Origin of the sequence: Pseudomonas sp. NFX1 (assembly GCF_051123555.1) — a bacterium.
Taxonomy (GTDB): Bacteria; Pseudomonadota; Gammaproteobacteria; order Pseudomonadales; family Pseudomonadaceae; genus Aquipseudomonas; species Aquipseudomonas capeferrum.
Window position 1 is genome coordinate 3,941,183 of sequence record NZ_CP169366.1, and the last position, 23,268, is coordinate 3,964,450.

The 23,268-nt window shown below is 63.9% G+C and carries 25 protein-coding genes and 3 tRNA genes; 15 read left to right on the forward strand and 13 right to left on the reverse strand.

What is annotated here, in order from left to right; all coding sequences use genetic code 11:
* Positions 1 to 65: 65 nt before the first annotated feature.
* Positions 66 to 749 carry an energy-coupling factor ABC transporter permease gene (locus DJ563_RS17695; protein ID WP_434518104.1) on the reverse strand — a complete coding sequence of 228 codons (684 nt, stop codon included), beginning with the start codon at positions 747 to 749 and terminating at the stop codon, positions 66 to 68.
* A 110-nt stretch (positions 750 to 859) separates the two neighbouring features.
* Between DJ563_RS17695 and DJ563_RS17700 the strand changes: the two genes are divergently transcribed.
* From DJ563_RS17700 to DJ563_RS17715, 4 genes are all read left to right on the forward strand, one after another.
* A complete protein-coding gene (locus DJ563_RS17700; RefSeq protein WP_434518105.1) occupies positions 860 to 1,291 on the forward strand; it encodes a hypothetical protein in 432 nt (143 codons plus the stop codon).
* A gap of 55 nt (positions 1,292 to 1,346) precedes the next feature.
* The gene (locus tag DJ563_RS17705) at positions 1,347 to 1,976 is read left to right on the forward strand and encodes a DUF1780 domain-containing protein (RefSeq protein ID WP_013970766.1); all 630 of its coding nucleotides are present in this window, start codon (positions 1,347 to 1,349) and stop codon (positions 1,974 to 1,976) included.
* Between the two features lie 132 nt (positions 1,977 to 2,108).
* Positions 2,109 to 2,282, forward strand: coding sequence for a DUF3094 family protein (locus DJ563_RS17710; protein ID WP_013970765.1), 174 nt, complete (start codon positions 2,109 to 2,111; stop codon positions 2,280 to 2,282).
* Between the two features lie 84 nt (positions 2,283 to 2,366).
* Entirely contained in the window at positions 2,367 to 3,662 is a 1,296-nt protein-coding gene (locus DJ563_RS17715; RefSeq protein ID WP_033701435.1) for an NAD(P)/FAD-dependent oxidoreductase, read from the forward strand.
* 142 nt (positions 3,663 to 3,804) lie between these two features.
* On the opposite strand, the gene DJ563_RS17720 is transcribed toward DJ563_RS17715, so the two are convergent.
* From DJ563_RS17720 to rluD, 6 genes are all read right to left on the reverse strand, one after another.
* Positions 3,805 to 3,880: transfer RNA gene (locus DJ563_RS17720), tRNA-Lys, on the reverse strand.
* 6 nt (positions 3,881 to 3,886) lie between these two features.
* Positions 3,887 to 3,963: transfer RNA gene (locus DJ563_RS17725), tRNA-Pro, on the reverse strand.
* Between the two features lie 4 nt (positions 3,964 to 3,967).
* Positions 3,968 to 4,043, reverse strand: a tRNA-Asn gene (locus DJ563_RS17730).
* 422 nt (positions 4,044 to 4,465) lie between these two features.
* Positions 4,466 to 7,030 (reverse strand): ATP-dependent chaperone ClpB, encoded by a 2,565-nt coding sequence (gene clpB / locus DJ563_RS17735; protein ID WP_274099678.1) that lies wholly within the window; start codon positions 7,028 to 7,030, stop codon positions 4,466 to 4,468.
* A 160-nt stretch (positions 7,031 to 7,190) separates the two neighbouring features.
* Positions 7,191 to 7,931: a peptidoglycan editing factor PgeF gene (pgeF, locus tag DJ563_RS17740; protein ID WP_274099677.1), complete on the reverse strand. Its 741-nt coding sequence runs from the start codon at positions 7,929 to 7,931 to the stop codon at positions 7,191 to 7,193.
* Positions 7,928 to 8,890 (reverse strand): 23S rRNA pseudouridine(1911/1915/1917) synthase RluD, encoded by a 963-nt coding sequence (rluD, locus tag DJ563_RS17745; RefSeq protein WP_033701534.1) that lies wholly within the window; start codon positions 8,888 to 8,890, stop codon positions 7,928 to 7,930. The genes pgeF and rluD overlap by 4 nt, the downstream gene beginning before the upstream one ends.
* Positions 8,891 to 9,037: 147 nt before the next feature.
* Between rluD and DJ563_RS17750 the strand changes: the two genes are divergently transcribed.
* The 10 genes from DJ563_RS17750 to DJ563_RS17795 all read left to right on the forward strand — a co-directional run bounded on the left by DJ563_RS17750 (position 9,038) and on the right by DJ563_RS17795 (position 18,791).
* Positions 9,038 to 10,057 carry an outer membrane protein assembly factor BamD gene (locus DJ563_RS17750; protein ID WP_033701439.1) on the forward strand — a complete coding sequence of 340 codons (1,020 nt, stop codon included), beginning with the start codon at positions 9,038 to 9,040 and terminating at the stop codon, positions 10,055 to 10,057.
* Between the two features lie 94 nt (positions 10,058 to 10,151).
* Positions 10,152 to 10,382, forward strand: coding sequence for a PP0621 family protein (locus tag DJ563_RS17755; RefSeq protein ID WP_033701440.1), 231 nt, complete (start codon positions 10,152 to 10,154; stop codon positions 10,380 to 10,382).
* A 254-nt stretch (positions 10,383 to 10,636) separates the two neighbouring features.
* The gene (locus DJ563_RS17760; RefSeq protein ID WP_186660609.1) at positions 10,637 to 11,401 is read left to right on the forward strand and encodes a FadR/GntR family transcriptional regulator; all 765 of its coding nucleotides are present in this window, start codon (positions 10,637 to 10,639) and stop codon (positions 11,399 to 11,401) included.
* 90 nt (positions 11,402 to 11,491) lie between these two features.
* Positions 11,492 to 12,694 carry an ABC transporter substrate-binding protein gene (locus tag DJ563_RS17765; protein WP_274099676.1) on the forward strand — a complete coding sequence of 401 codons (1,203 nt, stop codon included), beginning with the start codon at positions 11,492 to 11,494 and terminating at the stop codon, positions 12,692 to 12,694.
* 65 nt (positions 12,695 to 12,759) lie between these two features.
* The gene (locus tag DJ563_RS17770; RefSeq protein ID WP_033701444.1) at positions 12,760 to 13,620 is read left to right on the forward strand and encodes a branched-chain amino acid ABC transporter permease; all 861 of its coding nucleotides are present in this window, start codon (positions 12,760 to 12,762) and stop codon (positions 13,618 to 13,620) included.
* 2 nt (positions 13,621 to 13,622) lie between these two features.
* The gene (locus tag DJ563_RS17775; protein WP_033701446.1) at positions 13,623 to 14,642 is read left to right on the forward strand and encodes a branched-chain amino acid ABC transporter permease; all 1,020 of its coding nucleotides are present in this window, start codon (positions 13,623 to 13,625) and stop codon (positions 14,640 to 14,642) included.
* Positions 14,642 to 15,394, forward strand: coding sequence for an ABC transporter ATP-binding protein (locus tag DJ563_RS17780; protein WP_033701448.1), 753 nt, complete (start codon positions 14,642 to 14,644; stop codon positions 15,392 to 15,394). The genes DJ563_RS17775 and DJ563_RS17780 overlap by 1 nt, the downstream gene beginning before the upstream one ends.
* Positions 15,394 to 16,089 carry an ABC transporter ATP-binding protein gene (locus DJ563_RS17785; RefSeq protein WP_186660615.1) on the forward strand — a complete coding sequence of 232 codons (696 nt, stop codon included), beginning with the start codon at positions 15,394 to 15,396 and terminating at the stop codon, positions 16,087 to 16,089. The genes DJ563_RS17780 and DJ563_RS17785 overlap by 1 nt, the downstream gene beginning before the upstream one ends.
* Before the next feature lie 13 nt (positions 16,090 to 16,102).
* Complete coding sequence (locus DJ563_RS17790; RefSeq protein ID WP_434518106.1) at positions 16,103 to 17,380, forward strand: Zn-dependent hydrolase; 1,278 nt, start codon at positions 16,103 to 16,105, stop codon at positions 17,378 to 17,380.
* 1 nt (position 17,381) lies between these two features.
* Complete coding sequence (locus DJ563_RS17795) at positions 17,382 to 18,791, forward strand: amidase (protein WP_434518107.1); 1,410 nt, start codon at positions 17,382 to 17,384, stop codon at positions 18,789 to 18,791.
* Between the two features lie 71 nt (positions 18,792 to 18,862).
* On the opposite strand, the gene thiO is transcribed toward DJ563_RS17795, so the two are convergent.
* From thiO to DJ563_RS17820, 5 genes are read right to left on the reverse strand one after another with little or no spacing between them, the layout of a single operon-like run.
* The gene (thiO, locus tag DJ563_RS17800; RefSeq protein WP_274121930.1) at positions 18,863 to 19,960 is read right to left on the reverse strand and encodes a glycine oxidase ThiO; all 1,098 of its coding nucleotides are present in this window, start codon (positions 19,958 to 19,960) and stop codon (positions 18,863 to 18,865) included.
* A 55-nt stretch (positions 19,961 to 20,015) separates the two neighbouring features.
* Positions 20,016 to 20,405, reverse strand: a complete 390-nt coding sequence (locus DJ563_RS17805; protein ID WP_434518108.1) for a type IV pilin protein — start codon at positions 20,403 to 20,405, stop codon at positions 20,016 to 20,018.
* 1 nt (position 20,406) lies between these two features.
* Positions 20,407 to 20,871, reverse strand: coding sequence for a hypothetical protein (locus DJ563_RS17810; protein WP_434518109.1), 465 nt, complete (start codon positions 20,869 to 20,871; stop codon positions 20,407 to 20,409).
* Complete coding sequence (locus DJ563_RS17815) at positions 20,868 to 21,515, reverse strand: PilW family protein (protein WP_274099834.1); 648 nt, start codon at positions 21,513 to 21,515, stop codon at positions 20,868 to 20,870. Before DJ563_RS17815 ends, DJ563_RS17810 begins: the two co-directional genes overlap by 4 nt.
* Positions 21,512 to 21,718: a prepilin-type N-terminal cleavage/methylation domain-containing protein gene (locus tag DJ563_RS17820; RefSeq protein WP_033701457.1), complete on the reverse strand. Its 207-nt coding sequence runs from the start codon at positions 21,716 to 21,718 to the stop codon at positions 21,512 to 21,514. Before DJ563_RS17820 ends, DJ563_RS17815 begins: the two co-directional genes overlap by 4 nt.
* Before the next feature lie 109 nt (positions 21,719 to 21,827).
* On the opposite strand from DJ563_RS17820, the gene DJ563_RS17825 reads away from it, so the two are divergent.
* Positions 21,828 to 22,319, forward strand: coding sequence for a GspH/FimT family pseudopilin (locus DJ563_RS17825; protein ID WP_274099833.1), 492 nt, complete (start codon positions 21,828 to 21,830; stop codon positions 22,317 to 22,319).
* On the opposite strand, the gene ispH is transcribed toward DJ563_RS17825, so the two are convergent.
* A complete protein-coding gene (gene ispH, locus DJ563_RS17830) occupies positions 22,320 to 23,267 on the reverse strand; it encodes a 4-hydroxy-3-methylbut-2-enyl diphosphate reductase (RefSeq protein ID WP_274099832.1) in 948 nt (315 codons plus the stop codon).
* Position 23,268 lies beyond the last annotated feature (1 nt).

Consider the following 23,268-nt stretch of genomic DNA (forward strand, 5'->3'; position numbering starts at 1 on the left):
CGCTGCGCAGCCCTTTCGCGACGCAAGGCCGCTCCTACAGGGGTCGTGCAGCGTGACTGGGCCGCTCAACGTTCATCTTCTTTCCACGGCGCCTGCAGGTACCGCGTGCGGTTGAACGTTTCCAGCCACTCCGGGCAAAACACCACCAATGCACTGATCACCATGCCGTTGATGAACGCCTCGGGGAACATCATCAGCCACAGGTAGCCGACAAAGTCACTCAGCCACTCCGGCATGGCAAAGCGCCCGTCCAGCCACAAAATCCCCAACCCGGCCAACACACACACCAGCACCGTCAACGCTGCCGGAAAAAACCCTGAACAAAAGATATACACAAAGAGGTTTCGCGGTTGCGCACGCTCGACCGCCATGGCGCAGAGTTCGGTAATCAGTACCGGCAGGCCAATCAACAGCAAGCCGTTGACGCCCAGCGCCGCCAGGTCCTGACGCCCCAGCGCCAGCAACCCCAACTGCGCAAGAAAGCCCCCCAGAACCGCCAGCGGCCAGTCCAGCAGCAAGGTTACGGCCGTCATGCCAATGAAGTGATACGACACGCCCGTATCAAAATCGCGCCTGACCAACCACAGGGCAAACAGGCAGAACACCGTCCCAAACAGCAGGTGCTGGCGACGCCGGTCGGTGAACAGCTCTACCCAGCGGGCGCGGCTGGCCGCCCAGAGCAACAGCGGCACGTAACCCAGCCAGCCCAGCGTGAGGCTGGTGCCTGACAACACCTGTGCACTGATCACCTGGTAAACACCCCTTTCAGCCTTGTGGATAAAAGTGAGTCTACACCCATTCTCCGTTTCACCCGGCTGCGGTAGGCTGGCGCCTCCCCGCGATGCAGGACGCATTCAAAATGCCGGAAGGAACCAACCTCGCACTGCTGCTGGCAGCGCTGCTCAACGCTGTGATCGGCCTGTTGCACCTGGCCATTATCGTGGTCGGCCCGCGCTGGTACCGTTTGTTCGGCGCTGGCGAGCACATGGCTGTGGCGGCGGAAAAAGGCCGCTGGTACCCGGCGCTGATCACGGCGGCCATTGCGGCTGTGTTGCTGGCCTGGTCGGCTTACGCGTTGTCTGCTGCCGGGGTTATCGGGCGCCTGCCCTTGCTGCTTCCGGCCATCTGCCTGATCACCGTGGTGTACCTGGCGCGCGGGCTGCTTGGCCCGTGGTTGTTGGCCGGCACCGGGCGCACGCGGCGTTTTATCGTGGTCAGCTCGCTGGTCTGCCTGGGGTTTGGCCTGGTGCACCTGCTGGGGGTTGTTCAGCAATGGCCGGTGTTGAGCTGATTTCTACGCACAAACAGCATCTTACCGTCATCGATTAGCGTCTAAGCTTGTCTGCATGGATGACTCAGACTACCTGCGCCTGCTTACCATCCAGGCCGAACAAGCCAATGCGTTTCTGTCCAATGCACGCAAATGGGAGCGTGAGCGTTGGGTATGCCAACGCCTGCTGCAAGGGTTGAACATCCCCTACCGCAGCGAAGACTTCACCCCGGCCGGCCAGGAGCCGCCGGATGTGCTGTTCCGCGATGCGGCATTCGAGGTGTTCTTCGTGCTGGACGAGGGCCGCCGCCTGAACGATGAGTGGCGCGAAGAGCTGCAGCGCCGGCGCAGTGCGTTTTCCCTGGCGCAACTGGTGCGCCGCGAAGCACGCCCGCGGCGGATCAGCGCCACGGAACTGCTCGGGCGCCTGGCGCCGACCTTGCGCAAAAAAGCGCACAACTACCGCGAACGCGGGCTGGAGCTGAACGAGCTGGACATCATCGCCTTCGCCAGCCTCAAGCGCGAAGTGCTCGACCTCAACACCCACTTCCCGCCCCCTACCGAATACCTGCGCCAAGGTTGGCGCTCGTTGTCGCTGGTCGGGCCGACTTTCGCCCGGGTGTTGTTCGCCCACCCCGATGCGCCTGACTTTTTACGCGGCAACCTGGGGCGCAGCATCGTCTTCGATGTGGGCATCAGTCTTTGATCCAGTGCAGCGACTCTTTGCGATGGCGTACACTCGGCGCCAGCGATAGAACGCATTATCATTTGTTCCAAGCGCTTGCACGAACGCTGTAGCGTTTGTGCAGTCACATACGTCTATCTGACGAGGCCCACCATGACCAGCCGACTGAACCCGGAAGATCAGCGTCGTGTCGATGAGTATCTACGAGCCCCCCAGCACCAAGTCGAGCGCAGGCCCTTCCGGCCATGGCTGCTCCTGGTGCTGGTGGTGGCCGTGACCATTGGTCTGGGCCTCATTAGCCGCCTGTTGAGTGGACTGGTGCTATGAGCTGCCTTGCGCTCGCCCTCTCCTCATGCAGTTTGCGGCCGGCCCCCAGGGCCAAGAATTCCGTAAACCTTATGAGATATCCCCATGACTCATCGCATCGTGATTGTCGGCGGCGGCGCCGGCGGCCTGGAACTGGCGACCCGCCTGGGTAAAAGCCTGGGCAAGCGCAAGCAAGCCGACATCACCCTGGTCGACGCCAACCTGACGCACATCTGGAAGCCACTGCTGCACGAAGTGGCAGCCGGCTCGCTGAACTCCTCGGAAGATGAACTGAACTACGTGGCCCAGGCCAAGTGGAACCACTTCAACTTCCAGCTGGGGCGCATGAGCGGCCTGGACCGTGAAGGCAAGCAGATCCAGCTGGCCGCCACCCTCGACGAAGAGGGCCGCGAGCTGGTGCCTGCGCGCACGCTGAGCTACGACACCCTGGTCATTGCCGTGGGCAGCAACACCAACGACTTCGGCACCCTGGGCGCGGCGCAGCATTGCCTGTTCCTGGATACCCGCAAGCAGGCCGAGCGCTTCCACCAGCAACTGCTCAACCACTACCTGCGTGCTCACGCCGGTGACGTGGCCAGCGAACAGATCAGCGTGGCCATCGTCGGCGCCGGTGCTACCGGTGTGGAGCTGGCCGCCGAGCTGCACCACGCCGCCCACGAACTGGCCGCCTATGGCCTGGATCGCATCCAGCCCAAGGACATGCACATCACCCTGATCGAGGCTGGCCCGCGGGTATTGCCTGCGCTGCCTGAGCGCATCAGCGTGCCGGTGCACAAGACCCTGGAAAAACTCGGGGTGAAGGTGATGACCAATGCGGCGGTCAGCGAAGTGACCGAGGATGGGCTGAAAACCAAGGATGGCGAAGTGATCCAGGCCAGCCTCAAGGTGTGGGCGGCGGGTATTCGTGCACCGGGCTTCCTCAAGGACATCGATGGCCTGGAAACCAACCGCATCAATCAGCTGGTGGTGCGCCCTACCCTGCAGACCACCCGCGATGACAACATCTTCGCCTTTGGTGACTGCGCCGCATGCCCGCAACCGGGTACCGACCGCAACGTGCCGCCACGGGCACAGGCTGCACACCAGCAGGCTTCGATGCTGGCGCAAAGCTTGAAGGCGCGGCTGGAGAACAAGGCGCTGCCGACGTATGCATATAAGGACTACGGGTCGCTGGTATCGCTGTCGCGCTTCTCGGCGGTGGGTAACCTGATGGGCAACCTGATGGGCAGCGTGAAGCTGGAAGGCTGGCTGGCGCGGATGTTTTATGTGTCGTTGTACCGCATGCACCAGATGGCGCTGTACGGGTTCTTCCGCACGGCGATGATGATGCTGGGTAGCAAGATTGGGCGCGGTACTGAGCCGCGGTTGAAGTTGCACTGACAGAATGCTGGGGGCGCTTTGCGCCCCTTTCCGACCGGTCCGGCGCCCCGGCAAGGCCGCTCCTACAACAGATGCCGGCGCGGCCTTTGTAGAATTCGAGGCAAAAGAAAAAGGGCATCTCTGTCGAGATGCCCTCTTTACATGGTGGGTCGTGTAGGATTCGAACCTACGACCAATTGGTTAAAAGCCAACTGCTCTACCAACTGAGCTAACGACCCTGAAAATGGTCGGGGTGAGGGGATTCGAACTCCTGACATCCTGCTCCCAAAGCAGGCGCGCTACCGGACTGCGCTACACCCCGAGATTGGCTCCGCGACCTGGACTCGAACCAGGGACCCAATGATTAACAGTCATTTGCTCTACCGACTGAGCTATCGCGGAACTGAACTTCGGTACATCTTTACTACTTCGAAGTCTGTGTTAGCTTCGATCTCTTTGGCTATCCGCTTTCGCGTTGTCGCTGCTGAGGCCGGCTATTCTACATTCTTCGTTTTGCTTGTCAACCCCTTTTTTTCATTCAACTTACTGATTTGTAAGTTGTTTTGCTAACACCGATGTTGCTGGTGATTCGCTTAGTGCCTGACAGCGGGGCGTATATTAGGTGCACTCGATTTTTGATGCAAGCAAATTTTTCAAAATTTTCAGCAAGTTATCAAAAAAAGTTGGAAGCCCCCGATTTTACGGGCCTCGAGCCTGCCTCTATGCGAGTAAACCCGCCCCCACAGGGGCTGCAGCAGCCTGTAAAAAACCCTTGGCCGTAAAAAAGCCCCGCATGTGCGGGGCTATTTTTTTCGCCAGCGGGATCAGGCAAACAAGATTTCGTCGCCTTCCACCCGCGCAGTAATCGCTGTACCTGGCAAGAATTTGCCAGAAAGGATCAACTGCGCCAGCGGGTTTTCGATCCAGCGCTGAATCGCACGCTTCAGTGGCCGTGCGCCATACACCGGGTCGTAACCGACTGCGATCAGCTTGTCCAACGCCTCAGGGCTCAGGCTAAGCGACAGCTCACGCTCAAGCAGGCGGCTACGCAGGCGGCCCAACTGGATCTCGGTGATGCCGGCGATCTGCTCGCGGCCCAGGGGCTCGAACACGACCACTTCGTCGATCCGGTTGATGAACTCCGGACGGAAGTGCGCACCCACCGCATCCATCACCGCCGCACGCTGTGCTTCGCGATCCCCCACCAGCTCCTGGATCTGCGCCGAGCCCAGGTTGGAGGTCATCACGATCACGGTGTTGCGGAAGTCCACCGTACGGCCGTGGCTGTCGGTCAGGCGGCCATCTTCAAGCACCTGCAGCAACACGTTGAACACGTCCGGGTGTGCCTTCTCCACCTCGTCCAGCAGCACCACCGAGTAAGGCTTGCGCCGTACCGCTTCGGTCAGGTAACCGCCCTCCTCGTACCCTACATAGCCGGGTGGTGCACCGATCAGGCGAGCCACGGAGTGCTTCTCCATGAACTCGGACATATCGATACGCACCATGGCCTCTTCGGTGTCGAACAGGAACTCGGCCAGCGCCTTGCACAGCTCGGTCTTGCCCACACCGGTCGGGCCGAGGAACAGGAACGAACCACTGGGCCGGTTCGGGTCGGACAATCCGGCGCGGGAGCGGCGCACGGCGTTGGCCACCGCAGTCACGGCTTCGTGCTGGCCGATCACGCGCTGGTGCAGCAGGTCTTCCATCTTCAGCAGCTTCTCGCGCTCGCCTTCGAGCATCTTGGCAACCGGGATGCCGGTCCACTTGGACACCACTTCGGCAATCTCTTCCTCGGTGACCTTGTTGCGCAGCAGCTGGTTTTCCGACTTGCCGTGCTGGTCGACCATCTGCAGGCTGCGCTCCAGGTCCGGGATCACCCCGTACTGCAGCTCGGCCATGCGGCTCAGGTCGCCTTTGCGACGGGCGGCTTCGAGCTCCTGGCGGGCCTGCTCGATCTTCTGCTGGATCTGCGCCGAGCCTTGCACTTCGGCTTTCTCGGACGCCCAGATCTCTTCCAGGTCGGAATATTCACGCTCCAGCCGCTCGATTTCCTCGTGGAGCTTTTCCAGGCGCTTCTTCGCGGCTTCGTCTTCTTCCTTCTTCAGCGCCTGGGACTCGACCTTCAGCTGAATCAGGCGACGGTCCAGGCGGTCGAGCACTTCCGGCTTGGAGTCGATCTCCATGCGGATGCGGCTGGCCGCTTCGTCGATCAGGTCGATGGCCTTGTCAGGCAGCTGACGGTCGGTGATGTAGCGGTGGCTGAGCTTGGCCGCAGCAATGATTGCGCCGTCGGTAATGGCCACCTTGTGGTGCACTTCATAGCGTTCTTTCAGGCCACGCAGGATGGCGATGGTGTCTTCCTCGCTCGGCTCTTCCACCAGCACTTTCTGGAAGCGCCGCTCCAGGGCCGCGTCCTTCTCGATGAACTGGCGGTACTCGTTGAGCGTGGTGGCGCCAACGCAGTGCAGCTCGCCACGGGCCAGGGCCGGCTTGAGCATGTTGCCCGCATCCATGGCGCCCTCGCCTTTACCGGCGCCGACCATGGTGTGCAGTTCGTCGATGAACAGGATGATCTGGCCTTCCTGCTTGGACAGCTCGTTAAGCAGCGACTTCAGGCGCTCTTCGAACTCACCGCGGTACTTGGCGCCGGCGATCAGTGCCCCCATGTCCAGCGCCAGCAGGCGCTTGCCTTTGAGGCCATCGGGCACTTCACCATTGATGATGCGCTGGGCCAGGCCTTCGGCGATGGCGGTTTTACCCACGCCAGGCTCACCGATCAGCACCGGGTTGTTCTTGGTACGGCGTTGCAGCACCTGCACGGTACGGCGGATTTCGTCGTCACGGCCGATCACCGGGTCAAGCTTGCCTTCTTCGGCACGCTTGGTCAGGTCGACGGTGTACTTGTCCAGGGCCTGGCGCGACTCTTCGGCGTTGGCGTCGTTGACCGCCGCGCCGCCACGCAGGTTGTTGATGGCGTTTTCCAGGGCTTTCTTGGTCACGCCCTGGCTCAGCAGCAGCTTGCCGAGCTTGCTGTTCTCGTCCATGGCGGCGAGCAGCACCAGCTCGCTGGAAATGAACTGGTCGCCCTTCTGCTGGGCCAGGCGGTCGGCCTGGTTGAGCAGGCGCGCCAGGTCCTGCGACATGTTCACGTCGCCCGTCGGGTTCTGGATTTTCGGCAGCTGGTCGAGTTCTTTCACCAGTGCCTGGCGCAGGCTGTTGATGTCGAAGCCGACTTGCATCAGCAGCGGCTTGATCGACCCGCCCTGCTGTTCAATCAGCGCCTGCACCAGGTGCAGGGGCTCGATGGCAGGGTGGTCCATGCCAACCGCCAGGGACTGGGCATCGGATATTGCTAATTGAAGCTTGCTGGTTAAACGGTCTATTCGCATGGGGATACCTTCCTGTAAGGGCAGGTCGGAGCGATGGACAGCACCTTTAATGAAGAAACCTGCCTGAGATGACCTTATAGATAAGGCTTATTCTGGAAGTTTCAAGCGTAGCGGGGTTGACGGAGATCAACCTGATGGATTAGCGGTGTGGCCGGAGCAGTCAGCGGGGGGCTAACCAGACCAATGAGGCAAACCGCCCACCTTGCGGGGTACGGCGATACGAGAAGAACCGTTGATCGCTGACCGTGCACAAGCCACCGCCATACACAGCCGTCACCCCGCGCGCCGCCAGGCGAATACGCGCCAGCGCATAGATGTCGGCCATCAGCTTGCCCGGCCGCTCACCCGCAACAAAGGCAGCCGCTGCCTCCGGGTGCACCGCGGTAAAGGCATCACGCACTTCCAGGCCCACTTCGAACGCCTGCGGGCCGATCGCCGGGCCCAGCCACACCAGCACGTCTTCAGCCGGCACGGCCAAACGGTCGAGGGTCGCTTCCAGCACCCCGCCCGCCAACCCGCGCCAGCCGGCATGGGCCGCTGCCACACGGGTGCCTGCACGGTCGCAGAACAGCGCAGGCAGGCAATCGGCAGTCATCACGGTGCAGGCGATGCCAGGCTGGTCAGTCCAGCTGGCGTCGGCCTCGGCCACCACGGCCGGGTCGGCATCCGCCACGGCCAGGCCATGCACTTGCTTGAGCCAGGCAGGCTGGATGGCGAACGCATCGCTCAGGCGGTGGCGGTTTTCGGCGACGGCGGCAGGGTCATCACCAACGTGATCACCCAGGTTGAAGGTGTCAAAGGGCGGCAGGCTGACGCCGCCCTGACGCGTGGTGACACAAGCGCGAACCGAGGCCGGGGCCGGCCAGTCGGGAAATAGCAGCGCCTGCGTCAGACCACTCATCCGATAAAGCTCTCGCGGTCTTCGTTCAGCAGCGTCAGCAACCAGAGGAAGTCATCCGGCAAGGGCGATTCCCACTTCATGACTTCACCGGTAATCGGGTGGGCCAATGCCAGGAAACGCGCATGCAGCGCCTGGCGCGGGAAGGTCTTGACCGCCTCGACCATGGTTGGGCTGGCAGCCGGCGGTATGCGGAAGCGCCCACCGTACGTCTGGTCGCCGACCAGCGGGAAACCAACGTGGGCCATGTGCACACGGATCTGGTGGGTACGGCCGGTTTCCAGCTTGACCCGCACGTGGGTGTGCGAACGGAAGCGCTTGAGCACACGGTAGTGGCTGACCGCCGGCTTGCCGCCGTCGGTTACCGCCATGCGCTGGCGCATACCGCCATGGCGACCGATCGGGGCGTCGATCTTGCCGCCGGCGGTCACCACACCAATCACGATGCACTCATAGATGCGGCTGACCTTGCGGCTTTGCATCTGCTCGACCAGGCGGGTCTGCGCTTGCAGGGTCTTGGCCACCACCATCAGACCGGTGGTGTCCTTGTCCAGGCGGTGCACGATACCGGCGCGTGGTACGTTGATGATGTCTGGCACGTGGTGCAGCAAGGCATTGAGCAAGGTACCGCTGGCATGGCCGGCGGCCGGGTGCACAACCAGCCCGGCAGGCTTGTTGATCACCATGATGTGGTCGTCTTCGTAGACGATATCCAGCTCGATGTCTTCTGCGATCCACTCGCCCTGGGCCTCTTGTTCGGCCTCCAGAACAAGCACAGAGCCACCATAGACGGTGTCTCGAGGGCGCACGACGGCGCCATCGACCGTCAGGCGGCCCTCTTTGATCCACGTAGTAAGCCGCGAACGCGAGTACTCGGCGAACAATTGGGCGGCGACCTGGTCGAGGCGTTGACCGCCCAGATCGGACGGTACCTCTGCGCTAAGTTGAATGATCTCGGACATGCTCGATTCGGCGGGCGCACAGCCTTTGGTTTCGGCTGCGAGCTTGTGGTTAAATACGGCTTCTTTTGTCCCGGGGTTGGCCGGGGCGCTCATCATAACAGGACGGCACCGCCCAAGACAGCGGCCGTCAAAGGGACGCAAGCCGCCATGCAAGTGAAACACCTGCTGCTGATCGCCATCCTCGGGCTTACCGCGGCCTGTTCCTCTAACAAGGAAGTCATTGACGAGAACCTCAGCGAAGCCGAGCTGTACCAGCAGGCCCAGGCTGACCTGGATAATTCCAGCTACACCAGCGCGGTGAACAAGCTCAAGGCCCTGGAGTCGCGTTACCCGTTCGGCCGTTATGCCGACCAGGCGCAGCTCGAGCTGATCTACGCCAACTACAAGAACACCGAGCCGGAGGCCGCCAAGTCCGCCGCCGAGCGTTTCATCCGCCTGCACCCGCAGCACCCCAACGTCGACTACGCCTACTACCTCAAGGGCCTGACCTCGTTCGACCAGGACCGCGGCCTGCTGGCGCGCTTCCTGCCGCTGGACATGACCAAGCGTGACCCGGGCGCCGCGCGCGACTCGTACAACGAGTTCGCCCAGCTGACCAGCCGCTTCCCGAACAGCCGCTACGCGCCAGACGCCAAGCAGCGCATGATCTACCTGCGCAACCTGCTGGCCTCCTACGAAATCCACGTGGCCGACTACTACCTGGGCCGTCAGGCTTATGTGGCCGCCGCCAACCGTGGCCGCTACGTGGTCGAGAACTTCCAGGAAACGCCGTCGGTCGGCGACGGCCTCGCGATCATGGTCGAGGCCTACCAGAAGATGCACCTGGACGAACTGGCCGCTACCAGCCTGGAAACCCTCAAGCTCAACTACCCCGACCACCCGAGCCTGGCTGACGGCGAGTTCCAGCCCAAGCAGACCGAGTCTGACGGCCGTGGCTGGTTGTCCAAGGCAACCCTGGGCCTGATCGAAACTGATACCCCGCTGCCGCCAGGCGAAACCCGCGCCAACCAGGACGTGGTCAAGCAGTTCCAGGACGCTCGCGCCGAGATGCCGCAAGAGCTCCTGCCGAAGGACGAAAACGGCGATGTGATCCTGCCGGAAGGCCCGAAAGAAGCCGAACAGGACCGTTCGTGGTTCAGCTACATGACCTTTGGTCTGTTTGACTGAGTGTGTCGAAACGTAGAAAGGGAGGCCTGAGGCCTCCCTTTTTTATTGGCTGCGTCCTAGACTGTGGCCTTCTTCATTCGACAAGCTGGACACCATGGTTCGCCTACTTTTCTGGATCGCCCTGATCGCCGCCGCGTTCTGGCTGTGGCGCAAGTTCAAGATCAGCCAGCAATCGCAACCGGAGCACAAACTCGACGACCCGCTGAAGATGGTGCGCTGCGCCCATTGCGGCGTGCACCTGCCCAATGACCGGGCGCTGCAGCAGGGCAAAGAGTGGTATTGCAGCCAGGCTCACCTGCAACAGGGGCCTGGCCAATCGCGTTGATTCAGTACCGGCCTCATCGCGGGGCAAGCCCGCTCCCACAGTTTAAATGCATGCCTTCAGCGCAGCCGTAGCCTGTGGGAGCGGGCTTGCCCCGCGAAGAGGCCGGCACTGATGATGCGATCAATCCGATTAACCACATATCCCTCCCCGACCCTTTCGCACCATTTACGACCCCTCCCCCTCCGCCAGCATTGACCCACCCGGGCAAAATTCGCTAAATCCTATTTATCCGCATAAATATGAAAAATAGCGAAATGCTCAAACCCAAACGCAAGCGCCAGAAGCTGTCCGACGTCATCGTCGAATCGGTCAAGCGCTCGATCGTCACCGAGGCCCTGCACCCCGGCGACCGGCTGCCCACCGAGCGCGAGCTGATGGAGCATTTCGAGTGTTCCAAAGGTACCGCCCGCGAAGCGCTCAAGGCCCTGGAAGTCGAGGGCCTGGTCAGCACCCGCACCGGCCCCAGCGGCGGCGCCTACCTCAACGAGGTCGGCACCGAGCCGGCCAGCCGCGCCCTGCGCAACCACCTGCACTTCCAGCACCTGGATGGCGAGCAGGTGTACCAGTTGCGCAAGGTCATCGAGGTGGAGCTGGCCGTGTCGGTCATGGGCCAGCTGAGCGAAGCCGACTACGCCGCGCTGCAAGCCAACATCGATTTCTGCAGCACCCCGGAAGACAGCGAAGAGGGCCAGCGCGAGCAACGCCTGGCCGAGCTGGAATTCCACACCTTGCTGGCGCATCGCTGCCCCAACCCGCTGCTGCGCTTCATGGCGGTGTTCCTCAACGACCTGCTGCGCGACCTGGTGGTGCTGAAAAAGGCCTACCTGCCCAAGCGCCAGCAGTTTGCTGCGGCCAACATCGGCTACCACAAGCAACTGTTGCTGGCCCTGCGCGCCAGCGACGAACCCGCCGTACGCCGGTTGATGCACGAACACATGTGCGACGCCGAACACCACATGACCGCGCTGGAAGGCGAGGTTGCCCGCAACTTCCTGCTGGAGTTCGACCACCACCACTGATCCGCCTGGACAGAGGCCTGCACACAGGCCCGGCCGCACCCGCTTTGTCATTGCCACTCCTGCCTAATAACCACAACCAAGGAGTTACTCATGCAAAGACGTACCCTGCTCAAGGCAGGCCTTGCCCTGGGTGCCTTAGGTAGCCTCCCGTTGGGAGCGCACCGGGCATTCGCCGACGAACCGCTGACCTTCTACGGGCTCAAGTCCATGTCTGGCCCCTTCGCCAGTTACGGCAAGTACGCCGACATGGGTTCGCGCCTGGCCATCGCCGAGTACCCGCAGCTACTCGGGCGCCCGCTCAAGTACAAAGTCATCGACACCGAAGGCAACGCCGGCAAGGCGGTGCGCAAGGTACAGGAAGCCATCGGCCAGGATGGCGCGCGCTTTTTCCAGGGCTGCACGCTGTCGTCCTCGGCGCTGGCAGTATCGAAGGAAATCCACAAGGCCGGCGGCGTGTTCATGACGCCGGTCGGCGCCGACGAAATCACCGGCAAGGACTGCAACGCGTCGACCTTCCGCTGGTCGGTACCCACCTATGGCGCCATCCGCGAAACGCTGGTGCCGATGATCCGCCAACTGCCGCAGGCCAAGCGCTGGTACACCATCACCCCGCAATACGTGTTCGGTGATGCGTTGCTGGAAAACGCCCGCAAGGTGTTCGCCGAGTTGGGCGTGGAGCACATCGGCAACAGCTACCACTCGCTGCAAGAGCAGGAGTTTTCCGGTTACCTGACCAACGCCATCGCCGCCAAACCCGACGTGCTGGTGCTGCTGAACTTTGGCAGCCAGTCGTCCAACGCGCTGCGCCAGGCGGTGAACTTCGGCATCAAGGACCGCATGAAGGTGCTGCTGGTGTGGTCGGCGGGGCTCGACCAGTTCCAGGAGCTGGGCAGCGACGTGCTCGAAGGTGTGTATCTGGGCGCGCAGTACTGGCACCAGGTCGACACGCCACTGAACAAGCTGCTGGTCGCCGCCACCCGCAAAGCCTACGGCATCAACCCCAACTACCCGTTGGCGGCCGACTACATCGGCACCAAGGTGATGCTCGACGCCATTACCAAAGCCGGCAGCCTGGACGGCGCCAGCGTCTGCGCCGCCTTGCAGGGCATGCGCTTCCAGGGTCCGACCGGCGAAGAGCTGATCCGCCCGGGCGACCACCAGGTGCTCAAGGACTACTACCTGTTGCGCGGCAAGCCCCAGGCGCAGATGCGCGACGAGGACGACCTGGCCGAAATCATCAGCGCCGGCCGCTCGTTCATCGAAGTCGACCACACCGGTTGCGCCCTGGCCTGAAGCCGCGGCGTTAGTCAAAACCACTCGTACAGGCAGCCGCACCACGCGCTGTCGAGGGCACACTCATGCTCGATTTGTACCTGTTCCAACTGCTCAACGGCCTGGGCCTGGGGATGATCTACTTCCTCATCGCCGTGGGCCTGACGATCATTTTCGGCCTGCTCAACTTCGTCAACTTCGCCCACGGCGCGTTCTTCTTGCTGGGCGCCTACCTGTGCTACACCGCGGTGGCGATTACCGGCAACTTCTGGCTGGCGCTGCTGATTGCCCCACTGGCGGTGGCGGCGCTGGCCTGGGCGGTCGAGCGCCTGCTGATCAAACGCATCTATCACTTGCCGCACACCTTCCAGATCCTCGTCACCCTGGGCATCGCGCTGATCATCCAGGAGGCCTCGGTGCTGATCTGGGGCCCGGTGGGCAAGAACATCGCCGTGCCACCGGAGCTGCGCGGGGTGCTGATCCTCGGTGACTTCATCTACCCATACTACCGCCTGTTCCTCATCGGCTTCGCCGCGCTGATCGGCCTGGGCCTGTGGCTGCTGCTGGAGCGCACCCGCTTCGGCGCGCTGGTCCGCGCGGGTAGCGAAAGTACCGAAACCGTTTCGCTGCTGGGCACCAATATCTTCCGCCTGTTCTCCCTGACCTTCGCCCTGGGCGTGGGCCTGGCAGGCGTGGCGGGCGTGCTGTTCGCGCCGCTGCGTGGCGCGCAGCCCTTCGTCGGCCCGGAAATCCTCGGCATCGCCTTCGTGGTGGTGGTGATCGGCGGTATGGGTTCGTTCGGCGGTGCGCTGGTCGGCGGGCTGCTGGTGGGGGTGGTGCAAAGCATGATGAGCAGCCTCTGGCCGCAAGGCGCCAGCCTGATGATCTACGGCGCCATGGCGGCGGTGATCCTGGTTCGTCCCTATGGCCTGTTCGGGAGAGCATGACGATGAGCAATAAAACTGCATTGCCCATGGGCCTTGGCCGCACGCCTGCCCTGCTGTTGCTGGTGCTCGCCAGCCTGGTGGCGCTACCGCTGATCTTGCCGTCGGCCACCCTGGCCACCGAGATCCTGATCTTTGCGCTGGCGGCGCTGGCCTGCAACCTGCTGCTCGGCTACACCGGCCTGTTGTCGTTCGGCCAGGGCATCTTCTTCGGCGTGGGCGCCTATGGTGCGGCGCTGCTGATGATCCACCTGAAGTGGGGCATGCTCGGTGCCTTGTTCGGCGCAGCGGTGTTCGGTGCCTTCCTGGCGCTGCTGGTGGGCGCCCTGGCCATCCGCCGCACAGGCATCTACTTCGTCATGCTGACCCTGGCGTTCAGCCAGATGGCCTACTTCCTGGCCTACACCCTCAGCGGCTGGACCGGCGGTGACAATGGCCTGCTCGACGTGCCGCGGCCCAACATCGAAATCGCCGGCCATGTACTGGTCGACCTAGCCGACCCTCGGCACTTCTATGTGTTTGTCGCGGTGCTGTTCCTGCTGATCTTCGCCGGCGCCCTGCGGGTGATCCGTTCGCCGTTCGGCAGCACCCTGCTAGCGATCCGCGAGAACGAAACCCGCGCCGCCGCCATCGGCTACGACACGCGCCACTTCAAGATCCTGGTGTTCATGCTGTCTGGCGCCATCACCGGCATCGCCGGGGCGCTGTACGCGATGCTGCTGCACTTCGCACCGCTGTCGAACATCGACCTGATGATGAGCGAAAACATCCTGATCATGACCATCGTCGGCGGCACCGGCTCGCTGTTCGGCTCGCTGCTGGGGGCTGGCGCCATCGTGGTGCTGGGCGATGTGCTGTCGGAGCTGTGGCCACGCTGGCTGATGCTGCTGGGGGCGATCCTGATCCTGGTGGTGGTGTTCATGCGCGGTGGTTTGTGGGGCGGGCTGGCGGCACTTGGCAAGCGCTTGCTGGCGTCGCGTACGGCTGATGACAAGGCCCCGGCCAAGACCAAGGAGACCTTGTGATGAGCGATTACCTGCTGGAAACCCGCAACCTGGAGCTGGCCTACGGGCCGTTCAAGGCGGTTGCAGGCGTCGACCTGAAAGTCCGCGCCGGCACCATCCACACCGTCATCGGCCCCAACGGCGCCGGCAAGACCAGCCTGTTCCACTGCCTGACCGGCGAGCGCCAGGCCACCGCCGGCAAGATCCTCTTCAACGACCGCGACATCATCCGCAAGCCGTCCCACGGCCGGGTGGCACTGGGCATGGCGCGCTCGTTCCAGCTCACCAGCCTGTTCCAGAACCTGTCGGTGCGCGAAAACCTGCGTCTGGCTGCCCAAGGCCGCGACGGCCTGGGCGCGCTGAACTTCTGGCGCAGCGTGGAGCACAAGCGCAGCCACTGGAACACCGCCGACCAGGTGCTCGAGCGCCTGAAGCTCACGGCCCGCGCCGAGACCCTGGCCGGCGAGCTGTCGCACGGCCAGCAGCGGGTACTGGAAGTGGGCATGTCGATCTGTGCCAAACCGACCCTGCTGATGCTCGACGAGCCCACCTCGGGCATGGGCATCGACGATATCCCGGTGATGACCGACCTGATCAGCGACCTGGGCCGCGACCATACCGTGCTACTGATCGAGCACAACATGAGCATCGTCATGTCGATCAGCCAGCGCATTACCGTCATGAGCCACGGCCAGATCCTGGTCGAGGGCACCCCGGAACAGGTGCGCAACGACGAACGCGTGCGTACCGCCTACCTTGGAGAGGCCGCCTGATGCTCAATGTCGAATCGATCCATTCGTACTACGACAAAAGCCACGTGCTCGAAGGGGTTTCGCTGCAGGTCGGGGACGGCGAGCTGGTGACCTTGCTGGGCCGTAACGGCGCCGGCAAGACCACCACCTTGCGCAGCATCCTCGGCATCGTGCGCCCACGTCAGGGGCAGATCAGTTTCGACGGCCAGCAACTGGTCGGCCGCGAAATCTTCGACATTGCCCGCCAGGGCATCGCCCTGGTACCCGAGCATCGCGGCATCTTCCGCCAGCTCAGCGTCGAGGAGAACCTGAAGATCGCCGTGCGCAAGGGCAGCCGCTGGCAGCTCGAAGACGTCTACAGCATGTTCCCGCGCCTTAAAGAGCGGCGGCGCAACGGCGGCTTCGCCCTCTCTGGCGGTGAGCAGCAAATGCTGGCCATCGCCCGCGCCCTGCTCAACGGCCCCAAGCTGCTGATTCTCGATGAGCCCACCGAAGGCCTGGCCCCGGTGATTGTCGACGAGCTGGTGAAGATCCTGCGGCGGATCAAGGGCGAAGGCCTGTCGATCCTGCTGGTGGAGCAGAACCTGATGGTCTGCGACGCCCTCGCCGACCGCCACTACGTACTGGAACAAGGCCGTGTGGCCTACCAGGGCAGCGCCGCGCAGTTCCGCGACGACCCAAGCATCAAGAACCGCTACCTGGCCCTGAGCGCCTGAAAGGAGAATGCCCATGAATACCCGCATCGACCCCTCGCAGCACTTGCTCGGCCAAGGCGCACAGGTCAGCCGCGAGCGCCTCTGGCAATCATTGATGGACCTGGCCCAACTCGGCGCCACCGCCAAGGGGGGCGTATGCCGCCTGGCGCTGACCGACCTCGACCGCCAGGCCCGCGACCTGTTCGTGCGCTGGTGCACCGAGGCCGGCTGCACCGTCAGCATCGACGCCATCGGCAACACCTTTGCCCGCCGCCCAGGGCGCAACCCGGCCTTGCCGCCGGTCATGACCGGCAGCCATATCGACACTCAGCCTACCGGCGGCAAGTTCGACGGTTGCTACGGGGTAATGGCCGGGCTGGAGGTGATCCGCACCCTCAACGACCTGCAACTGACCACCGAAGCGCCCCTGGAAGTGGTGGTGTGGACCAACGAGGAAGGTTCGCGCTTCCCGCCGTGCATGATGGGCTCGGGGGTGTTCGCCGGTAAGTTCGGCCTGCAGGACACCTTGGACAAGGTCGATGACCAAGGCCTGTCGGTAGGTGCCGAGCTGGCCCGTATCGGCTATGCCGGCCCGCGCGTGCCCACCGGGCATGCCGTGGGCGCCTATTTCGAAGCGCACATCGAACAGGGCCCGGTGCTGGAAGACCAGCGCACCACCATCGGCGTGGTCCAGGGCTGCCTGGGGCAGAAATGGTTCGACCTGGTGCTGACGGGCGTCGAAGCCCACGCCGGCCCCACCCCGATGCACCTGCGCAAGGACGCCCTGGTTGGCGCCGCCGAAGTGGTCGCGGCGGTCAACCGTGTGGCTCACGCCCATCAGCCGCATGCCTGCGGCACGGTGGGCTGCCTGACCCTGCACCCGGGGTCGCGCAATGTGATTCCGGGCCAGGTGCACATGACCCTCGACCTGCGCCACCTCGACCCCACCCACCTGGCCGCCATGGTCGCCGAGGTCCGGGAGGTGATCGAAGCCAGCTCGGCACGGCACGGGCTGCGTTTCGAGCTGACGCCGACGGCCGACTTCCCGCCCCTGTACTTCGCCGAGCAGTGCGTCGATGCCGTGCGCCAGGGCGCACGCGCGCTGGGCCTGAGCCATATGGACATTGTCAGCGGCGCCGGCCACGACGCCATCTTCCTGGCCGAATTGGGCCCGGCCGGGATGATTTTCGTGCCGTGCGAAGGTGGCATCAGCCACAACGAAATCGAAAACGCCGCGCCCCAGGACTTGGCCGACGGCTGCGACGTATTGCTGCGCGCCATGTTCCAGGCCGCCAATCAGGGAGCGCATTGAGATGACCAGCAAGACTGCCATCGGCGAATTCACCGCCGTCGAACTGCTTGAACTGTACCAGCGCCGGCAGCTGTCGCCGGTCGAGGTGATCGACGATGTACTGGCGCGCATCGACCAGCACAACCCGGCGGTCAACGCTTACTGCCACGTGGACGGTGAAGGCGCCCGCGCCGCCGCCCACGCCAGCGAACAACGCTGGCAACGCGGCGAGCCCTGTGGCCGCCTGGACGGTGTGCCCGCGTCGATCAAGGACCTGACCCTGACCCGTGGCATGCCCACGCGCAAGGGTTCCCGCACCACCAGCGGCGCAGGCCCGTGGGACGTCGATGCGCCCTTCACTGCATTCATGCGCGAAGCCGGTGCGGTGCTGGTCGGCAAGACCACGACGCCGGAGTTTGGCTGGAAGGGGGTAACCGACAACCCGCTTTACGGCATCACCCGCAACCCCTGGGATACCCGCCTGACGGCAGGTGGCTCCTCCGGTGGCGCGGCGGCGGCGGCCGCGCTGAACCTGGGCGTGCTGCACCAGGGCAGTGATGCCGGTGGCTCAATCCGTATCCCCTGTGCCTTTACCGGCACCTTCGGTATCAAGCCCACTTTCGGCTACGTGCCGCAATGGCCGGCCAGCGCCATGACCGTGCTGTCGCACCTCGGGCCAATGACCCGGACTGTCGACGACGCAGTGCTGATGCTCGACTGCGTAGCCCGCCCGGATGCCCGCGACGGGCTGGCCGGGGCACCGCGGCAGGCACCATGGCTGGGCGAGGGCCAGGACCTCAGCGGTTTGCGCATCGCCTACAGCGCCGACTTCGGCTACGTGCAGGTCGACCCGCAGGTTCAGGCACTGGTCGCGCAAGCAGTGCAACGCCTGGCCCGGCTGGGGGCGCAGGTGGAGGAAGTCGACCCGGGCTTTGCCGACCCGTTGGAGACCTTCAACACCCTGTGGTTCGCCGGCGCGGCGCGGCTGGCCAGTGCCTTTGGCGATGAACAGCGGGCACTGCTCGACCCAGGGCTGCGCGGAATTGCCGAACAAGGGGCGCGGGTTGGCCTGAGCGAGTACACCCAGGCGCTGGAAGCACGAGCTGAGCTGATTGCGCGGATGAATGCCTTTCACCAGCGCTACGACGTGCTGGTGTCACCGATGCTGCCGAGGGTGGCGTTCGAGGCAGGGCATGATGTGCCGCCGGGGTCGGGGATGGCGCAGTGGATGGAATGGACGCCGTTCAGCTACCCGTTCAACTTGACCCAGCAACCGGCGGCCTCGGTGCCGTGCGGGTTTACCCGCGAAGGGTTGCCAGTGGGGTTGCAGGTGGTCGCCGGGCGGTTTGCCGATGAGCAGGTGCTGCGGGTGTGCAAGGTGTATGAGCAGCACTATCCGAGCCGGCATTTGCAAGCGCCGATAGTGGCGTGAAGGCTGAATGATCCCGCCCCTGTAGGAGCGGCCTTGCGTCGCGAAAGGCCCGCAACGCGGGCCCGGCAATCTCAGCCCAAACGCCCCGCCGGCGCATACGGCGCCGGATCAATGATCGGCGCCCCCCCCGTCAGCAAGTCAGTAAACAACTGGCACGAAGCCGGCGCCAGCACCAACCCATTACGGTAATGCCCGCAGTTCAACCACAACCCGTCATGCCCCGGCACCGGCCCAATATACGGGATGCCTTCAGGCGACCCCGGCCGCAGCCCCGCCCAGTGCCCTACCACCGTGGCATCCTTGAGCTGCGGCAACAGCTCTAGCGCCGAAACCTTCAGGCTGGCCAGTGCTTCCTCGGTCGGGGTCTTGTCGTAGCCGGCATGCTCCAGCGTGCTGCCCACCAGAATATGCCCGTCACGGCGCGGGATCGCATAGCGCCCCTTGGCCAGCACCATGCTCGGCAAGAAGTCCTCGGCGCACTTGAACAGAATCATCTGCCCCTTCACCGGCGCCACCGGCAGCTCAAGGCCAAGCGTGCGCAGCAGGTCGCCACTCCAGGCGCCAGCACTGAGCACCACGTCATCGGCCTGCAGCACACCGTCCGCCGTCTGCACGCCAGTCACGCGCCCAGCGTCCTGAACAAAGCCGGTGATCTGGCAGTGCTCGCGCAAGGTCACGTTGGGCAATGCCAGCAATGCAGCCTTCAGCGACTTGACCAGCCGCGGGTTACGCACGTTGGCCACGCCCGCCATGTAGATGGCGTGCTTGAAGCCCGGGCCCAGTATCGGCACCGCGTCATAGGCCGCCGAAATATCCACGGCACTCAGTGGCCGCCCCTCGCGTGCCGCCCAGGCCAGCGCTTCGGCCTCGTCGTCCAGGTCGAGCCAGTACAAGCCGGTGGTGTGGACTTCTGGGTCAATACCCGTGCTGGCGAACAGGTGCTCGCCCAGCTGTGGATAGAAGTCCTGCGACCAATGCGCGAGGGCGGTCACTGCCGGGCTGTAGCGCCAAGGGTACAGCGGCGAGACGATGCCGCCGCCTGCCCAGGACGACTCTCGCCCGACCTCGCCCTGGTCACACACCACCACCTGCCCGACGTGCGCCGCCAGGTTGAACGCCGTCAGCAGGCCGATAACCCCGCCACCGACCACCACTACTTGCTTGCTCATCTGTCGATCCAAACACCTGAAGTAAAACCGCGATGCACCGGGCACCATTCATGCTTCAGCTTCCCCAGCACTGCTCGCTGCTGTCCAGGCTGCCCAGGTTGCTGTGCATGCCAACATGATCGAGCTGAAAGTCACCGCAACGGTCCTGCGCCATCAGCCCATGCGGCAACCTGCGGGCGAGCAACAAGAAGGTGTCGCTGTCGCGCTGGGCGTGCAGGCTGTAGTAACGGTTGCCGCTGGGCAGTGCCGGGTCGCCTTCGGCGTATTGGCCGGTGCGAACGCGATGGCGCTCCAGGCGCATGGCGGCATCCTGCAGCAGACCGACCACTTCGCTGCGTGCGGCGCGCCGAAGCTGCTCGCTGTAACTGGGGTAGGCAATGGCTGCCAGAATGCCGGTCATGGCCACGACAATCAACAACTCGATCAGGCTCAGGCCTTGCTGCATGTCAGGGTTCCCTCAATCGTTGTCGCCAAAGGAGGCGCCGCGCTTTTTCGCCTGACAGCGCATACACCGCTTCCAGTACATGCCGCGACCGGGCTTGCCGGCTGACGGCGGTCACCCTGAACAAGGTGGCCTGCTGGCCCTCGGGCAGGTGCGTGGCACGGTCACTTTGGCCAAGGTTCTGCACCTGGAAGAAGCCGCTTGCGGTGCCCTGCCAGTTGCCCTGCAAGTCATGCGGCCGAGGTGGTGGCTGGCAGGCCTGGCACGCAGGGAGCGGTGACAGTTGTAGCTGGGCGGCACCTGCCAGCAATGCCTGCTCGGCTTGCTCGAGTGCCTCGAAACCGTCACGCCACAAGCCAGCCATGCGGGTCTCCACCAGCGCATCGCGCAGGGCCGAGGCCGCAAGCAAGCCAAGCAGCAAGCTCAGCACCAGTGCCAACAGCAACACCACACCGCGCTGGCGCTTCATGGGCCGGCCAGCGGATTGCGCAGCGCCACGCTCAAGGCATGCTGCTGCTCGATACCCAGGGTGGGCTCGAACAGCGTCAGGTGCACATCCACCCGCCCACCTTGCGGCGCCTCGACAAACGCCACACGCATCTCACGCACATGGTCGACCAGCGGCTGGCTAGCCCCTCGCCGCCGGAACCGCAAGGTCGTGCCATCCAGCACATAGAGGTACTGGCTTATGGGGATTGCCAAGGGGTGCTGGCTGCCATCAACTCGCCCGCTGTGCACATGAGCCTCGTCGATGCAGTTGGTCAGCAGCGTCCAGTCCGGGGCACCGGTGTGCCCGGGCAGCTCGGCCACTACCAGGCTCAGGCTGTTCGCGCCCACCTGCAGGGGCTGGGCGAAGGCTTGAAGCGCTAGCGAGTCGGTAAAGTCGTCGGGCTGCAGGCGCAGGCAGCCGAACATGCCGGCCATGCGAATGTCCTGGGCCATGCGTTGCAATGCCAGGCGGGCATCAGCCTGCAAGCGTGCGGACGCGCCCTGCAGGCGCCAAGTGTCATGGGCAGACACGAACAATTGGCTGGCCGCTGCCAGCAGCAGCAAACCGATGGCGAGTGCCAGCACCCCCTCGATCAAACCGAAGCCGCCTTGTGTGCGGCTCATGGCTGCGCCTTCGGCTCGCCTGCGGCCCTGGCCCGTTCCTGCCGGGTGTGCGCCAACAAGGCGGCCTGCGCGTCGTGCCGCGCGCTGTCGGTTGCCTGCAGTGCGCGCACCTGCAAGGCGCCAGCGGCAAACATGCCCACCGCCACCACCACCATGGCCAGTAATACCTCGAGCAGCGTCATGCCCCCTTCCATCGCTCGCATCCCTGCGCCCCCTGCGACTTTTCCTGCAACTGATTACTCACTGGGCGACTGGATCAATTGCCCGGCGACCTTGAAGCTGAAGCGAAGCACTTCCAGGGAGAAATGCACGGTGCGGCAACAGGGTGCAACACTGATACAAATGATGTTGGCGCTGGCCATGGCGGCCGTTCTGATACAACTGGGGATGCCGGCCTACCGCGACCTCTCCGACGACTTACACAGGGCAGCCGCAGCGCGCGACCTGGCGCAAGCATTGCGCAGCGCGCGCAGCCACGCGTTGCTGCAAGGCCAGGCGGTGCTGGTGCTGCCGTTGGAAAGTGATTGGGGCAAGGGCTGGCGCGTGGTGCTAGCGCACAATCAGCAGGCACTTCGTGAGCAGCGTCTGTTACGGCCTCTGAGGATTGTCGCGAATACCGCAGAGCAGGTGAAGTTCAGCGCACTGGGCGTGCCGCAGGGGCGCAACGCCAACTTGCTGGGTGGCACCTTGCACATATGCCAGCCTGGCGCAGCGGCCAGCCAGTACCGGGTGGTACTGGCGACCAGCGGCAGGGTCAGCCTGCGCACAGATGAACTAAGTGAGCCCTTGTGCGCAGGTTCCTGATCAGATCAGCGAGCGAACCCGCAGCTCTTTGGGCATGGAGAACGTGATGTTCTCCTCGCGCCCATCCAGCTCTTCTGCGCCGGTGGCGCCCCAGGCCTTGAGCTGCTCGATCACACCGCGCACCAGCACTTCAGGGGCCGAAGCACCCGCTGTGATGCCGATGCGGGCTGCGTCATCGAACCAGGCACGTTGCAGGTCCTCGGCACCGTCGATCAGATAGGCCGGGGTGCTCATGCGCTCGGCCAGCTCACGCAGGCGGTTGGAGTTGGAGCTGTTCGGGCTACCAACCACCAGCACCACGTCACACTCACCGGCCAGTTGCTTGACCGCATCCTGGCGGTTCTGGGTGGCGTAGCAGATGTCGTCCTTGCGCGGCCCACCGATGTTCGGGAAGCGCGCACGCAGGGCGTCGATGACACGGCTGGTGTCATCCATCGACAGCGTGGTCTGGGTGACGAAGGCCAGGTGGTCCGGGTCGCGCACCTGCAGCTTGGCGACATCGTCCTCGTCTTCGACAAGGTAGATGGCGCCGCCGTTGCTGGCGTCGTATTGCCCCATGGTGCCTTCGACTTCCGGGTGCCCCTCGTGGCCGATGAGAATGCACTCACGGCCGTCGCGGCTGTACTTGGCGACTTCGATATGCACCTTGGTCACCAACGGGCAGGTGGCGTCGAACACCTTCAGGCCACGCCCAGCGGCTTCCTGGCGCACGGCCTGGGAAACACCATGGGCACTGAAGATGACGATGACGTCATCCGGCACCTGGTCCAGCTCTTCGACGAAGATGGCACCGCGGTTACGCAGGTCTTCGACCACGAACTTGTTGTGCACCACTTCATGGCGCACGTAGATCGGCGGGCCGAAGACTTCCAGGGCACGGTTGACGATCTCGATCGCCCGGTCGACCCCCGCGCAAAAACCGCGAGGGTTGGCGAGTTTGATTTGCATG